Origin of the sequence: Colwellia sp. PAMC 21821 (assembly GCF_002077175.1) — a bacterium.
GTDB lineage: Bacteria > Pseudomonadota > Gammaproteobacteria > Enterobacterales > Alteromonadaceae > Cognaticolwellia.
Map to the genome: position 1 here is coordinate 2327787 of NZ_CP014943.1, position 15999 is coordinate 2343785.

At 39.7% G+C, this 15999-nt stretch carries 12 protein-coding genes and 1 pseudogene; all 13 read left to right on the forward strand.

The genetic code is table 11. The features are described 5' to 3' along the window. The first annotated feature begins 458 nt into the window (after positions 1 to 458). The 13 genes and pseudogenes from tsaE to A3Q33_RS10025 all read left to right on the forward strand — a co-directional run bounded on the left by tsaE (position 459) and on the right by A3Q33_RS10025 (position 15916). Positions 459 to 944: a tRNA (adenosine(37)-N6)-threonylcarbamoyltransferase complex ATPase subunit type 1 TsaE gene (gene tsaE, locus A3Q33_RS09965; RefSeq protein WP_081179799.1), complete on the forward strand. Its 486-nt coding sequence runs from the start codon at positions 459 to 461 to the stop codon at positions 942 to 944. A 102-nt stretch (positions 945 to 1046) separates the two neighbouring features. Continuing rightward, positions 1047 to 2366: an N-acetylmuramoyl-L-alanine amidase gene (locus A3Q33_RS09970; protein WP_081179800.1), complete on the forward strand. Its 1320-nt coding sequence runs from the start codon at positions 1047 to 1049 to the stop codon at positions 2364 to 2366. Between the two features lie 7 nt (positions 2367 to 2373). Beyond that, complete coding sequence (gene mutL / locus A3Q33_RS09975; protein ID WP_081179801.1) at positions 2374 to 4341, forward strand: DNA mismatch repair endonuclease MutL; 1968 nt, start codon at positions 2374 to 2376, stop codon at positions 4339 to 4341. A gap of 12 nt (positions 4342 to 4353) precedes the next feature. Beyond that, positions 4354 to 5310 carry a tRNA (adenosine(37)-N6)-dimethylallyltransferase MiaA gene (gene miaA / locus A3Q33_RS09980; protein WP_081179802.1) on the forward strand — a complete coding sequence of 319 codons (957 nt, stop codon included), beginning with the start codon at positions 4354 to 4356 and terminating at the stop codon, positions 5308 to 5310. 106 nt (positions 5311 to 5416) lie between these two features. Next, positions 5417 to 5665 carry an RNA chaperone Hfq gene (gene hfq, locus A3Q33_RS09985; RefSeq protein WP_081151180.1) on the forward strand — a complete coding sequence of 83 codons (249 nt, stop codon included), beginning with the start codon at positions 5417 to 5419 and terminating at the stop codon, positions 5663 to 5665. Between the two features lie 33 nt (positions 5666 to 5698). Further along, on the forward strand, positions 5699 to 6985 hold the full coding sequence (gene hflX, locus A3Q33_RS09990) for a ribosome rescue GTPase HflX (protein WP_081179803.1): 1287 nt from the start codon (positions 5699 to 5701) through the stop codon (positions 6983 to 6985). Between the two features lie 82 nt (positions 6986 to 7067). After that, complete coding sequence (gene hflK, locus A3Q33_RS09995) at positions 7068 to 8219, forward strand: FtsH protease activity modulator HflK (RefSeq protein WP_081179804.1); 1152 nt, start codon at positions 7068 to 7070, stop codon at positions 8217 to 8219. A gap of 3 nt (positions 8220 to 8222) precedes the next feature. Beyond that, entirely contained in the window at positions 8223 to 9107 is an 885-nt protein-coding gene (hflC, locus tag A3Q33_RS10000) for a protease modulator HflC (protein ID WP_081179805.1), read from the forward strand. 256 nt (positions 9108 to 9363) lie between these two features. After that, the gene (locus A3Q33_RS10005) at positions 9364 to 9549 is read left to right on the forward strand and encodes a DUF2065 domain-containing protein (protein WP_081179806.1); all 186 of its coding nucleotides are present in this window, start codon (positions 9364 to 9366) and stop codon (positions 9547 to 9549) included. 126 nt (positions 9550 to 9675) lie between these two features. Then, the gene (locus A3Q33_RS10010; protein WP_081179807.1) at positions 9676 to 10974 is read left to right on the forward strand and encodes an adenylosuccinate synthase; all 1299 of its coding nucleotides are present in this window, start codon (positions 9676 to 9678) and stop codon (positions 10972 to 10974) included. Positions 10975 to 11591: 617 nt separating this feature from the next. Continuing rightward, a pseudogene (locus A3Q33_RS10015) lies at positions 11592 to 12284 on the forward strand (IS110 family RNA-guided transposase); the annotation flags it as partial. A 667-nt stretch (positions 12285 to 12951) separates the two neighbouring features. Continuing rightward, positions 12952 to 14193 (forward strand): malic enzyme-like NAD(P)-binding protein, encoded by a 1242-nt coding sequence (locus A3Q33_RS10020; protein ID WP_081179809.1) that lies wholly within the window; start codon positions 12952 to 12954, stop codon positions 14191 to 14193. A 298-nt stretch (positions 14194 to 14491) separates the two neighbouring features. Then, positions 14492 to 15916 carry a sigma-54 interaction domain-containing protein gene (locus A3Q33_RS10025; RefSeq protein WP_081179810.1) on the forward strand — a complete coding sequence of 475 codons (1425 nt, stop codon included), beginning with the start codon at positions 14492 to 14494 and terminating at the stop codon, positions 15914 to 15916. The last annotated feature ends 83 nt before the right edge of the window (positions 15917 to 15999 follow it).

Genomic DNA, 15999 nt, shown 5'->3' on the forward strand with positions numbered 1-15999 from the left:
GCGATAATAAGGTTAATTCAAGCGGACGACTGGGATGAAAGTATTGCTAGAAAATAGCCGTAATAAGCCGATGGCAAGTGATATTATATCGCAGAGAATATGGAGGATTAATTCAATCGACATGTATTTTGTCATTAGTGACAAAGGGGTTATCAGTTTGATTAATTAAGTGTGCTACTTTTCATGAGGAAAAACGGATCATGACAAGGCATAAAATGTAGTCAGTAATTATTCTACTTATAAATTTTATAACGCCGTGGTTATTCATTTTAACTATTAAAAATGAGCAGCTAATTAATCAACTTGGTATAACTGTATTCAAAGCGCTGCAGCTGATATTATTACAAACACTTAAGGTTAGCATGCTGACAAAATAGTGAGCTATAGCGCCTAAATTGAGCTGCTAATTAATGGTAATTGTGCAGCAGATAAGATACTTTAGAAGTAATAACGATACGATGAATAATATAGTGATAAAACAAACCTTTATATTAGCCGATGAACGGGCAACAATCGCTTTAGGTAAAAAATTAGCAAATATTGTAAAAGTTGAGCTTAAACAAGGGGTTATTGTTTTTTTAAATGGTGACCTTGGTACTGGGAAAACCACGTTAACCCGGGGGTTTGTTCAAGGTATGGGCCATGTTGGTAATGTTAAAAGCCCAACTTACACCTTAGTTGAACCTTATGATTTGCAAGACTGGCAAGTTTATCACTTTGATTTATATCGTTTAGCAGATCCTGAAGAATTAGAATATATGGGTATTCGAGATTACTTTAATAGCAATTGTTGTAGCTTCATTGAGTGGCCGGAAAAAGGTCAGGGTATGCTGCCAGAGCCTGATATGATTATCGATTTAGCCTATCATGATGAGCAGCGTCAAGTTTCATTGCAGGCCAAAACAACATTAGGTGAGCGCTTGTTATCAATTTTAGCGCCGTAAACCATTTTATTAATCGACAGTTTTCAGCGAAACGTACACAAGTTAAACAATATAATAAGAAAAACAGTAGATAAAAAAAGTTATTATGGGGTAATAAACACAATGCGTTTAGCAAGTATTGTAAAAAAATTAACGGTGTTAGTTACGCTTTGGCTCGCCTTAACAGCGACTGTTAACGCAAGTAATAGCATTGAGAGTGTGCGGATTTGGCCAGCGCCAGAAAATACCCGCATTGTTTTTGATCTCACTGAAAAACCAGACTTTAAATACTTTTCATTAAAATCTCCACAGCGCTTAGTTATCGACTTTAAAAATAGCCGGAACAATGCGGTATTAATGTCTGCAATAAAAGCGGATCGCCGAGTTCAGAAAATTCGAACCAGCAGATCAAAAGAAAAAGGTACTACACGTTTAGTACTCGAATTGGCGGAAGACTATAAAGTTTCAATATTTCCATTGGCGCCTGCTGGACAATATAGTGACCGTTTGGTTATTGATCTTTATGATAAAAATAGTCAGCCGATTGCGACCCATGATAATAGCCAAGGTAAACGAGACATCGTCATTGCTATTGTCGCTGGTCACGGTGGTGAAGACCCTGGTTCAATTGGCGCTGCAGGTACTTATGAAAAACGTATTACGTTAAACATAGCCCAAAAACTTGCTAACTTAATCAATCAGAAGCAAGGCCTAAAAGCGGTGATGATCCGCAGTGGTGATTATTATGTTGACCACAATCGTAAAACTGAACTGGCGAGAAAGTCGAAAGCTGATCTACTTATTTCCATTCATGCGGATGCCTTCACGTCATCACAGCCTAATGGTGCATCGGTGCTAGTTCAAGCAACACGCCGTGCTGATTCAGAATTTACCCGCTGGATTCAAAATAGAGAAAAAAACTCTGAGTTATTAGGTGGTGCTGGAGAAACGATCAGAAGCACTAAAGATAATAACTTAGCGATTGCCCTTGGCGACATGAAAAAAGAATACACCATGGCGAGTAGTTACGATTTTGCCGAGCATGTTGTTAAACAGCTAAAAAAAGTGACCAGACTACATAAGCATAAACCTGAACGATTAAGTTTAGCGGTGTTAAAATCTTCAGATATCCCGTCAGTATTAATTGAAACTGGCTTTATCTCTAACCCAGAAGAAGAAAGACGACTGAATAATAGTAATCATCAACAGAAATTAGCTAATGCAATATACATTGCCGTTGATGATTATTTCTCTCGAAATCCACCTGACGGTACCTTAATGGCAGCAACGCGTACTCGCGAGCACAAGGTCAGCCGCGGTGAATCGCTTTCTGTGGTTGCCCAACGTTATAAAGTCTCCATCAGGCAATTAAAATCAGCCAATAACCTCAAATCTAATGTCGTTAGAATTGGCCAAACACTAAAAATACCACAGGCAGATTAACCCTCGCATGACCATTGCAATATTACCCGCTCGCCTCGCTAACCAAATTGCCGCAGGCGAAGTGGTTGAACGCCCAGCTTCCGTTGTTAAAGAACTCGTAGAAAACAGTATTGATGCTGGCGCGACCACCATTAGAATTGATATTGAAAAGGGCGGTGCAAAGCGCATTCGTATTATCGATAATGGCAAAGGTATTGCCAAAGATGAATTAGCGTTAGCCTTGAGCCGACATGCCACCAGTAAAATTAAAGACCTTGACGATCTCGAGGCGATTAGTAGCTTGGGGTTTCGTGGCGAGGCGCTAGCCAGTATCAGTTCTGTTGCTCGCTTAACTTTAACCTCTAAACCTGAAGCACAAGAGTCAGCTTGGCAAGCGAATGCCGAAGGACGGGATATGGCGGTGTCGGTAAAGCCGGCGGCGCACCCGAACGGTACGACAATAGATGTTAGCGATTTATTCTTTAATACCCCGGCCAGACGTAAATTTTTACGCACTGAAAAAACAGAATATGCTCACATTGAAGAAGTGATCAAACGTATTGCCTTAGCCAATTTTGATATTAGTTTTGTACTTACGCATAACCATAAAATAATTAAACAATTTAGGGTCGCTAATTCAACTATTCAGCGTAGTAAACGCGTTGCGCAAGTTTGTGGTCAAAAGTTTATTGATAATGCGATAGAAGTTAACTGTGAACATAATGGCCTGCATTTACATGGTTGGATTGCCCAGCCGAGTTATTACCGTAATCAAAATGATCTAAGCTACAGTTACGTCAATGAACGAATGATGCGCGATAAACTGATTAATCACGCTATTCGGCAGGCTTATGCTGACTTACTGCCTAGCGACAGTTTCCCCGCATTTGTATTGTTTTTACAGCTTGATTTTCGTGAAGTGGATGTGAATGTGCATCCGGCAAAGCATGAAGTTCGTTTTCATCAAGGGCGCTATGTACATGATTTTATTTATTCTGTTTGTAATCGCGCATTAAAAAATGACCTAGATCTCAATGACAATAACAGTCGTGTCGATAGTAGCACTGGCGAAATATATTCTGCTACGAGCGATGAGGAAGTCCATCAACAAGTTGACACTCAAAGTGCCAGTTTTATTACCCCGTTAAGGGCTAGCGCTGATAGTGAACAGCAATCAAATTCTTCAGCGAGTTATCAATCGGCAAGCAATCCGGCTGAGTATCACAATGAGGGTAAAAACCCGCGTGGCAGTGCAAGCTTTTCGCGCGCCAGTGGGCAACATTATTCCACAAAAATTCATCCCCAAGCGAGTAAAGCCTACAGCGACTTAATGACCCCCCTAGCCTTGGATACACAAGTTACCGAGCCTAAGTTAACGCCTGTAGCTGACACCATAACAACAGAAGCAAGTATCTCTGCTTTAGTGACTGAAAATGAGATAACTGATACAACAAAAATTTTATTTTGGCAGGCGCCACATTATTTAGTATTTCAACAACGCGAAACCTTACGTTTATTGTCAGTAAAGAAACTTGATCAAATACTAAAATTACAAGTTATCAAACAACGCTGGCATGAAAAGCTGGTTAGCCAACCCCTATTACTGCCAATAAAAATATCGGTTAGTGAAAAAGTCGCTACATTTGTGCAAATAAATGAAAATCAATTTCAGCATATTGGCATGGACATTCGTCAGCTAAATGCCGGTACATTACAAATCCGACAGTTTCCTGCTTTGCTCAGAAATAAAGATATTTCGAAAAGTTTTGATAAGCTAATTAAACAGTTAGATGTTGAAAATAGTGACGATATACATGCAGAAATTGACTGGCAAATGGCGTTAGCTGCACTTATGTTAAGTGAAGAAGGCACTCAGGCTTATGCGTTGCAAGTTTGGCGAAGTGGAGAAAGTCACTTTAATTGTCAATTTGAGCAGCAACTAAGGTTGAATTCTGTCGCTATCGACCTCACATCTTCTATAAATCAGATAGAGTAAAATATTACCGTAATGACTAACGTGGCAAACCATCAAAACTTGGACGTGAAACAGCCGCCAGTTATTTGTTTAATGGGGCCGACTGCATCAGGTAAAACGGCTTTAGCCATGGCTTTATGTGATGCGCTACCCTGTGACATTATTAGTGTGGATTCAGCATTAGTCTTTAAAGGTATGGATATTGGTACGGCAAAACCAACAGCAGATGAATTAGTTGCATATCCACATCAATTGATCGACATTAGAGATCCAAGTGAAAGCTATTCTGCCGCAGACTTTTGCCAAGATGCGCTCAAAGCCATAGCGAAAAGTCGAGCAAATGGCCGTATACCTTTATTGGTCGGCGGTACTATGATGTATTTTAAGAGCTTAATTGAAGGTATTTCACCACTGCCTGAAGCTGACAAAAATATTCGTAATGCCATAGCGTTAGAGGCGGCTGACAAAGGTTGGCTAGCTATGCACGAAGAGCTACAGCGCATTGACCCAGTTTCAGCCGAGCGTATTCATCCTAATGATCCGCAGCGACTGGCTAGAGCAATAGAGGTATACCGAAAAACTGGTAATACTTTGACACAATTGACTGAAGTAAAAGGTGATAAAGTTAGCGGAAATGTTTTACAGTTTGCAATAGCACCAAAAGAACGTAGCGATTTGCACGCGAGAATTGAATTACGTTTTAAGCAAATGATAGCGCAAGACTTTGAACAAGAAGTGATCGCCTTGAAACAGCGAGGTAATTTACATCTTGATCTACCGGCAATTCGCTGTGTTGGTTACCGACAAATGTGGCAACATTTAGCGGGTGATTATGATCGAGATGATATGATCTTTAAAGGTATTTGTGCCACACGTCAATTAGCTAAACGGCAGTTGACTTGGTTACGAAGTTGGCAAGATTTACAATGGTTGCATATGGAAGACGAAAATAATTTAAAACTTATTTTATCGGCAGTAAGCAAACTTTAAACATTGATGTATAATTAAGTTAGTTGAGTATTTACCAGCTAGTTTTATTGATTAATTTTAATCTAGTATTTAATTTTTACTAAAAATAACAAAAAGGGACAAAATAATGGCAAAGGGGCAATCTTTACAAGACCCATTTTTGAATGCGTTACGTCGTGATCGTATTCCAGTAGCAATTTACTTAGTTAATGGCATTAAACTACAAGGGCAAGTAGAGTCATTTGATCAATTTGTAATTTTACTTAAAAATACCGTTAGCCAAATGGTATATAAGCACGCTATCTCAACAGTAGTGCCAGCGCGAGCAGTAACCACTATGCCAGCCCCACAAGCGAATCAGGATTTAGAAGATTAATGCAAAAAACTAGTATTGTATGGAGTCGCTCATTTGTTTGATAGATATCAGGCAGGTGAGCAGGCGATACTTGTTCATTTAGATTTCCCAGATGATAATACCCGCGAAGACATTCAAGAGTTCGAAATGCTTGTGGATTCTGCTGGTATAACCGCGTTAAATACGATTACAGGTAAACGCAATACCCCGCACCCGAAATATTTTGTTGGTACAGGTAAAGTACAAGAAGTTGCTGATGCTGTGCGTATGTACGATGCGAACATTGTTCTGTTTAATCATAGTCTGTCGCCCTCTCAAGAAAAAAACATTGAAGCTTTATGTCAATGTCGTGTAGTTGATCGCACCACGTTAATTTTAGATATATTTGCCCAACGAGCTCGCACCCATGAAGGTAAATTACAAGTAGAATTAGCGCAGTTGCGTCATATGAGTACACGACTGATACGCGGTTGGACTCACTTAGAGCGCCAAAAAGGTGGTATTGGTTTACGCGGACCAGGCGAAACACAACTTGAAACGGATAGACGTTTATTACGTGACCGTATGGTGAGTATTCGCAAACGTTTAGAAAAAGTTGAGAAGCAACGCCAACAAGGTCGTCGAGCAAGAACTAGAGCCGAGATCCCGACCATATCATTAGTGGGTTATACCAATGCTGGCAAATCAACCCTCTTCAATAAAATTACTCAGGCTGGGGTCTACGCAGCTGACCAATTATTTGCCACTTTAGATCCTACTTTACGTAAAATTGAAGTAGATGATGTTGGTCGTGTTATTCTTGCTGACACAGTAGGATTTATAAGACATCTGCCCCATGACTTAGTGGCAGCATTTAAAGCAACGTTAACCGAAACAAGAGAAGCAGAGTTGTTGCTTCATATTATTGACATTGCCGACGAGCGTCGAAGTGAAAATATTGAACAAGTAGAAGAAGTTTTAAAAGAAATAGAGGCGGGCGATGTCCCACAACTATTAATTTGTAATAAAATAGATCGGTTAGATGATGTTGAGCCGAGAATTGACCGTGATGATCAAGGATTACCTATTCGTGTTTGGCTGTCAGCACAGCAAGGTATAGGTATTGAGCTTTTATTTCAAGCACTTGCAGAGCGATTAGGTAAACAAATCATCAATCATTCACTCTGTTTACCACCCAGTGCGGGTAAACTTCGCGGCCAACTTTATCAGTTGAATTGTATTACAGACGAACATTATGACGAGCAAGGTAACTGTCTATTAGATATAAAGTTACCCGTGAGAGAGTGGAATCAGTTACTAAAACAAGACGGATCAGAAATAGAGCACTTTATTCAAACTTAACAGACTGATATATTACGTGAAACGCAGTGTTTTATCGTTTTATAGCAGTTAGCGCACCAATTTTTTTATAGCGGAGAATAGCATGGCTTGGAATGAACCGGGGAATAATGAAAAAGATCCCTGGAAAAATAAAGGTGGCAAGAACCAAGGCCCACCTGATTTAGATGATTTATTAAAGGATATCGGCAATAAATTTGGCGGTATATTCGGCGGCGGAAAATCAGGAGGCGGATCTGGAAAAAGTTTTTCTAGTATCGGTATCATGGTCGTGCTTGTTATAGCTATTTTGGCTTATGCCTTTGCTGGTTTTTTTACCATTAAAGAAGCTGAAAAAGGTATCGTTTTACGCTTTGGCCAATACGCTGGTACGGTAGAACCAGGTTTGCGTTGGAAATGGACGTTCGCTGAACGTATTATTCCCGTTGATATGCAAACCACACGTAACCTTCCTTCTTCGGGCTTTATGCTGACGAAAGATGAGAATGTTGTGCGTGTTGAAATGGAAATACAATACCGCGTTGTCGATTCACGTAATTACGTTTTTAGTGTTACCAATGCCGATGAAAGTTTAAGTGAATCACTGGATAGTGCTTTGCGCTATGTTGTTGGTCATGCAAACATGGACGACATTTTGACCAGTGGTCGAGAAGCGGTTCGTCAAGCGGTTTGGAAAGAGCTAGAAAAAATTATCGAACCTTATAACTTAGGTTTGATCGTTGTGGATGTTAACTTTAAGGACGCGCGTCCGCCAAACGAAGTTAAAGATGCCTTTGATGATGCTATTTCTGCGCAAGAAGATGAAGTTCGTTTCTTACGTGAAGCTGAAGCTTATGCTCGTGGTATTGAACCGCGTGCCCGTGGTCGTGTTAAGCGTTTAGAGCAAGAAGCTTTAGCTTATAAAGCGCAAATACTACTTGATGCTGAAGGTGATGTGGCTCGTTTTAACAAGTTATTACCTGAATACAAAGCGGCACCTGAAGTTACTCGTCAGCGTATGTATTTAACGTCGATGGAAAAAGTATACAGCAACACCAGTAAAGTTATGGTTGATGTTGACGGTGGCAATAACATGATTTACTTACCACTAGATAAAATTATGCAGCAGCAATCTGGCGGTCAACGTGTTAATGAACAATCATCATCACCGACGACGATAAACCAATCGTCAAAAAGCAATAATACTGCACCAACATTATCCGGTCGTAACGACCGTTTCAATAATGGGAGAGACTAAGCCATGAAGAATTTTCTATTGGCAATTATTGCCTTAATACTTGTGCTAACGGTTTCGTCTGTTTTTGTGGTAATTGAAGGTCAACGTGGTATTGTTTTCCAATTCTCAAAAATTAAACGTGACGGTGAAACCGGCGATATGAAGGTGTATGAACCGGGATTGCACTTTAAATTTCCGTTTATTAACCAAGTACGTAAACTCGATGCACGTATTCAAACCTTAGATGACGCGCCAGATCGATTCGTAACATCTGAAAAGAAAGATTTGATGGTCGACTCATTTGTTAAATGGCGTATCGTTGACTTTTCTACTTACTATTTACGTACAACAGGCTCAATTGAGAATGCTCGTGCGTTATTGAAGCAGAAAGTTAACAACGGTTTGCGTACCGAAATTGGTACACGCACCATCAAAGATATTGTCTCTGGTGAACGTGATGACATTATGGCAAAAGCATTAGAAAGTGCAGCAAGTAGCCGTGAAGATTTAGGTATTGAAGTGATTGATGTTCGTATCAAAGCTATTAACTTACCTACTGAAGTCAGTACCTCGATTTACGAACGTATGCGTGCTGAACGTACCGCTGTGGCGAAAGAACATCGTTCACAAGGTCAAGAGCAAGCTGAAATCATTCGTGCAACTATTGATGCTAAAGTTACCGTAATGTTAGCGACAGCGCAGAAGAACGCACAAGAAGTTCGTGGTGAAGGCGATGCCTTAGCAGCGAAAGTTTATGCTGACTCTTATAGCCAAGACGCTGAATTTTATAACTTCTTTCGTAGCTTAGAAGCTTATGAGAAAAGTTTTAGCTCGAAGAGTGATATCTTAGTGGTTAAACCTGATAGTAACTTCTTTAATTACCTAAAAGATGGTAAAAAAGCGAAGTAACACTAAAGCTTAACTTCTAATTTAAAAGCCATGACATTGTCATGGCTTTTGTGTTTTTATAAGCGAGTAATACCAATTGAAATAAATAATCGATCATTTTAAGGCGGTTTAAATCGTCAATAACTGCGTTGTTTTCAATCCCAATAGCCCGCTATTACTCAATCAAACGCCTTATTCTTGAACAATTTATCCTCGCTTAAAATTGGTCAATAACTTATTACATTTGGTATAAAACCCGCCCGTTAAGGAAAATTACATGTTATATACGCTGATAATGGCAGTCGCTATTGCGTTAATTATTGAAGGGCTGATCCCGGCACTTTTCCCCAATAAATGGCGCGCTTATGTTTTAAAATTAGCCAATGAACCTGTGAGTACTATCCGGCAAATTGGTGTTTTTTTAATCGTGATTGGAGCAATTCTATTTTGGGCAGTAAATTAATTCTGTTGCTAACTCTGCACTATTACTAGCTTTTTTTTTATCGCATTAAAAATCAACAATTATTGCTTGGACTCAATATTGATATTTGATAGAATCCCCGCCTAATTTTCTTACCAATATGTGAACATGGGTAAAAACGTCGTAGTTCTAGGCACCCAATGGGGTGACGAAGGTAAAGGTAAAGTCGTCGACTTACTTACTGATAAAGCAAAATATGTAGTGCGCTATCAAGGTGGCCACAATGCGGGTCATACACTAGTCATTAACGGTGAAAAAACCGTTTTACACCTTATTCCATCTGGCGTATTACGTGATAACGTAAAATGTTTAATTGGTAACGGTGTTGTTCTTTGTCCAAAAGCACTTATGACAGAAATGGCAATGTTAGAAGAACGTGGCGTACCAGTACGTGAGCGTCTTTTAATTAGCGATGCATGTCCGTTAATTCTTCCTTACCATAATGCATTAGATGCAGCTCGTGAAAAAGCGCGTGGTAGCAAAGCTATTGGTACTACCGGTCGAGGTATTGGTCCAGCTTATGAAGACAAAGCTGCTCGCCGTGGTTTACGTGTTGGTGATTTATTTTGCGCAGAGTCATTTGCGGTGAAATTAAAAGAAATTATGGAATACCATAACTTCGTATTAACCGAATACTACAAAGCTGAGCCAGTAAGCTACGAAGAAGTACTTAGTGATGCTATGGCCGTTGCCGAAGTCATTAAAGGCATGGTGGCTGATATCTCAGAAATGCTAGATCAAGCGCGTAAAGCGGGCGAATCTATCATGTTTGAAGGTGCTCAAGGTACATTGCTTGATATCGATCACGGTACTTACCCATATGTAACGTCGTCAAATACAACTGTTGGTGGCGTTGCGACCGGTAGTGGTTTTGGTCCTCTTTACTTAGATTATGTACTTGGTATCACTAAAGCATACACGACACGTGTTGGTTCGGGTCCATTCCCTACTGAATTAGATGACGAAGTGGGTCATCACTTAGGTACTGTAGGCCATGAATTTGGTGCTACAACTGGCCGTGAACGTCGTTGTGGTTGGTTTGACGCCGTTGCCATGCATCGTGCCGTACAAGTAAATAGCATAAGTGGTTTTTGTTTAACTAAGCTAGACGTTTTAGATGGCTTGAAAACATTAAAAATATGTACAGGCTACAAAACAGCTGAAGGCGACATTATTACTGTGCCACCAACAGCCGCTGAAGGTTATGAAAAAATTACCCCAGTGTATGAAAAAATGCCAGGTTGGAGCGAAACAACTGTGGGCGCAACTTCTATTGATGCATTACCAGCCAATGCTATTGCTTACATCAAACGTATTGAAGAAATTACCGGTGTACCTGTTGATATTATTTCAACCGGCCCAGACCGTGTTGAAACTATGATTTTAGTTAATCCGTTTGACGAATAACTTAATCTCATTGTTTTAAGTACTTTTAAAAAAACCACCTTCTAGGTGGTTTTTTTATGTACAGGATGTACGGTATATCGCGGGTATACGGATGCACAGGGCCTGTATGTATAAAGTAGGGTCAGATACACATTAATTGATATTGGTGGCTTTGGTCATTGTAAAGAGTGAATGTTGAGCTCAGAGCTTGACCATGTTGCTCGCTTTAGAGGGTATCAGGCAACTAAAATTTAATGTGTATCTGACCCTACTTTATTTGCTCCTACTTTATTTTGGAGAAAGCATAGAAGGTCTTCCTTTGAGCCTAACACTATCAAAGCCCGACAAGCCTTTTGTCAAGTAAGCAGTGACACAAGGATTAATACCAATTGAAATAAATAATCGATCATTTTAAGGCGGTTTAAATCGTCAATAACTGCGTTGTTTTCAATCACACACGCCCGCTATTACTCGACAATTGCTCCTGCATTGTTCTACTTACGGGCATCCATGCCCTAATCAATCAAACGCCTTGCCTGCAGGGATAATGGTATGGACCCACTCCAACTTTATTTCCGGCCTCTTTAGGGCCAAAATGAAAGTGATAACAATCATTTATAAAAGCGGAGTGGATCAACATGAAGATTACTACAATCGGTTTAGACATTGCAAAATCAATTTTTCACATGTTCGCTGTGAATAAAAATGGGCGATTTGTAAAAAAGAAACAATTAAGAAGAAAACAAGTGTTGAGTTTCATGGCAACATTAGAGCCTTGCCTAATTGTAATGGAAGCTTGTGGCAGTGCGAACTACTGGGCTAGAAAATTTATTGAATTGGGGCACCAAGTAAAACTTATTGCGCCTCAATATGTAAAACCCTTCGTTAAAGGCAATAAAAATGATTATAACGATGCCGAAGGTATTGCAGAGGCAGCGCAACGCCCGACCATGAGGTTTGTGCCAATTAAATCGATAGAACAACAAGATATTCAAAACTTCCATCGACAACGTGAACGCATAAAGAAAGAACGTAAAGCATTAGCAAGTCAGATACGAGGCTTGTTAGGAGAATATGGCATTGTCATCAATAAAGGTATTTCTGCAATTCGCAATGAACTGCCGGATATTTTAGAGGATGCGACAAATGAGTTAACGTATTTAAGTCGGGAGATATTTAATGAGTTATGGCTTGAATTTCAAGTCACAGAAGTGAAGTTTAAAGCGTGTGAAGTTCGCTTAAACACGATGAATAAAGAAAATGAAATATGTGTTCGCTTAGATGAAATATTAGGTATTGGAGCAATCACAGCTAGCGCTACTTATGCAGCTGCAGCAGGTACTTATGTTTAGTCTGGAACAATAAACATGTATTCTTGAACAATTTATCCTCGCTTAAAATTGGTCAATAACTTATTACATTTGGTATAAAATCCTTTGTGTCGATGCACGCAACAATAATTTATAGCCTATGGTATATCACGATCAGCAGACGTTAATACTAGGGCATCAATGCTTGAACAGATAAATCCACCATCACTTGTTATCTCAATCTGCATTAAAAACCAACCAGGTAGTTTTGGATATCAACAGGCCGATACAGAAAATATTTCGCTTGTAGACTATTTTTAGGACAATTTCTGTGAACTGTTGCTATGTTCTGGTATCTGTCATGAAATGATACAAACGTGAATCAATGCGAGTAAGAATAAGTGCTATAAGCATTAACTTGATCATTAACTTACTTATAATTTGATAAAACATTCTAATCGCTATTTATCTATGAATAGTTAGTTATATATGTAGAATATTCACCTAGCTTATATGAAATATAAAATTCTTAAAGCTATATTAATTATAGCTTGTAGCTAATTAATATATACAAAATAGCTTGAAATTAGCCAGCGCATTGCAATAACATGTAAACAACAATAATAGCTTCAACTAAAACTCAAAGATAAGACGCACGAGTTAAACTCATCTAACACAAGGAATAGACATGACAGATCTTCGCCAACAAGCACTTGATTATCATCAATACCCAACGCCGGGCAAAATTAGTGTTGAATTAACGACGCCAGCTGAAACAAGCAAAGATCTCTCACTTGCTTATAGCCCTGGTGTAGCTGAGCCTGTTCGTGCCATTGCTGAAAACCCAGATGATGTTTACAAATATACCGGCAAAGGTAATACCGTTGCCGTTATCACCAACGGTACTGCTATTTTAGGCTTAGGTAACTTAGGGCCAATGGCGGCTAAACCGGTCATGGAAGGTAAAGCTTTATTGTTTAAACGCTTTGCAGGCATCAACTCATTTGATATTGAAGTGAAGCATAAAACGGTTGAAGACTTTATTAGTACTGTTGCCAATATTGCTGACAGTTTTGGTGGTATCAACTTAGAAGATATCAAAGCACCTGAATGTTTCGTGATTGAAAAAGCACTAATTGAACGCTGTAAAGTACCCGTATTTCATGACGACCAGCATGGTACGGCGATTGTAACGGCTGCAGGTATGATTAACGCACTAGAAATTCAAGGTAAAGAATTACGCAATGCCAACATTGTTTGTATGGGCGCGGGTGCTGCCGCAATCGCTTGTATGGAGTTGTTGATTAAATGTGGCGCACAACGTGAAAAGATTTATATGCTCGACACTAAAGGTGTTATTCACACTCGTCGTGACGATTTAAATGAATATAAAACGTTATTTGCTAACAATACCGATAAACGCACCTTAGAAGACGCTATTGACGGTGCTGACGTGTTTGTTGGTGTATCTGGGCCTAATGTATTGTCAGCTGAACATGTTAAGCTGATGGCCGCTAAGCCAGTAATTTTTGCTTGTTCGAACCCTGATCCAGAAATTAAACCAGAACTTGCTTTAGCAACGCGTGATGATTTAATTATCGCGACAGGACGATCAGATTATCCGAATCAAGTAAACAACGTGCTATGTTTCCCATTTATCTTCCGTGGTGCTTTAGATGTTCGTGCTCGTACCATTAATGATGAAATGAAAATTGCCGCTGTTCATGCCATTCGCACCTTAGCAAAAGAACCAGTACCGGCTGCAGTATTAGCCGCTAGTGGCAGTGACAGCTTAACCTTTGGTAAAGATTATATTATTCCTAAGCCGATGGACTCACGCTTACGATCAGCGGTAGCCATTGCGGTTGCCCAAGCCGCTGTTGACTCTGGTGTCGCCGCCTTGCCAATGCCAGATAATTACCAAGGTTAATGGTCACGCGCTAACGCTCTTAAACAAGTAGCATTAGATCGAGAGTGAAATAAAAGGGAAGCTTATTGCTTCCCTTTCTTTTAGGCACTTTTTAACTTAAGCATTGGTGACGTCAAGCATGGGAATAAATTAATAAGAGTCAATATGCTTGGCACGATTTGCTGCCGTGGTTAATAAATTGCTATTATTACAGCTATTGCCAATATAGCCACGTTATATCGTGCCTTAAAGTAAGCCTCGATATTTAGCGTAAATAATGTCGTTGTTTGTTAGCCAGTAAGCCACTTTTGGAATATCAATGGATAAAGAAATTAAAGCCTATCTCGCCGATTCCGACCTATTACTGAATGCCGTGGGTGAAGGTATTTACGGTTTAGATACACAAGGGCGAGCTATTTTTATTAATCCTGCCGCAGAAGCTATGACCGGCTGGTCTTGCGTTGAATTATTGGGACAAAATATTCATCAGTTTCATCATCATAGTTATAGCAATGGTGAGGTTTACCCTGCTTGTGAATGCAAAATATTTAATACCGCGCTTGATGGTATTTCTCGACAGGTTAGTGGTGAGGTGTTCTGGCGTAAGGACGGCAGTAGCTTTCCTGTTGAGTACACAACGCGGGCGGTTTATAAAAACAACCATATTATCGGCGCTGTTGCGGTATTTCGTGATGTTAGTCAGCAACAGCAAATTGAATTGGCACTGCGCAGTGCTTTGGAAAATGTACAATCGCTTACTGAGCAACTTCAAGCTGAGAATACCTATTTACAGAACGAGTTAGCGCAAGAATGGTCGTCTGCTGGTTTGGTGGGTAGAAGCCCAATAATCACGAAAATGTTGTCACAAGTAGAATTAGTTGCACAAACTGATAGTACCGTCCTGATATTGGGAGAGAATGGTACAGGTAAAGAATTGGTTGCGCGTAATATTCATGCCTTAAGCCAACGTAAAAATTCTACAATGGTAAAAGTTAATTGTGCTGCATTTACCCCTAGTTTACTTGAATCTGAGTTATTTGGTCATGAAAAAGGCGCATTTACTGGGGCAACCGAACGACGCAAAGGCCGTTTTGAATTAGCGAATGATGGTACGTTATTTCTTAATGAAATTGGCGAATTATCCATGGAAGCACAAGGCAAGTTACTGCGGGTATTACAAGAGCAAGAGTTTGAAAGGGTCGGCGGAAGTGAAACTGTTAAGGTCAATATACGGGTTATCGCAGCCACTAATCGAGATTTATCGGCGATGATTACCCAAGGTACATTTAGAATTGACTTGTTTTATCGGCTTAATGTTTTTCCGGTTACTGTACCGCCGCTGCGTGATCGACAAGAAGATATTCCATTGTTATCACAAGCGATTATAAGCACACTGAATAAAGCGTTAGGTAAAAACATCAGCGCTATTAGTAACCGTAGCTTAACTCAGTTAATGCAATATCAATGGCCGGGTAATATTCGAGAATTACAAAATGTACTTGAACGCGAGATGATTTTAACTAAATCGACGATTTTAAATTTTAACTTTAAAATATCGTCAAAATCACTTGCTCCTCCGGTTATTGAAACCTTAGCACAACTAGAAGCACGCTATATCTTAAGTGTGTTAAAAGCCTGTAAATGGCGTATTGGCGGTGAAATTGGTGCCGCTAAGCAGTTAGGATTACCTGAAAGTACACTACGCTCTCGTATGAGTAAATTGAAAATTGTACGGCCTAATTAATATTTTTCATTCAAAATGATATTTAGGCACGATATATCACAAATACACGATATATCGTGCTTATTGGTGGGCACTGCGAAGCG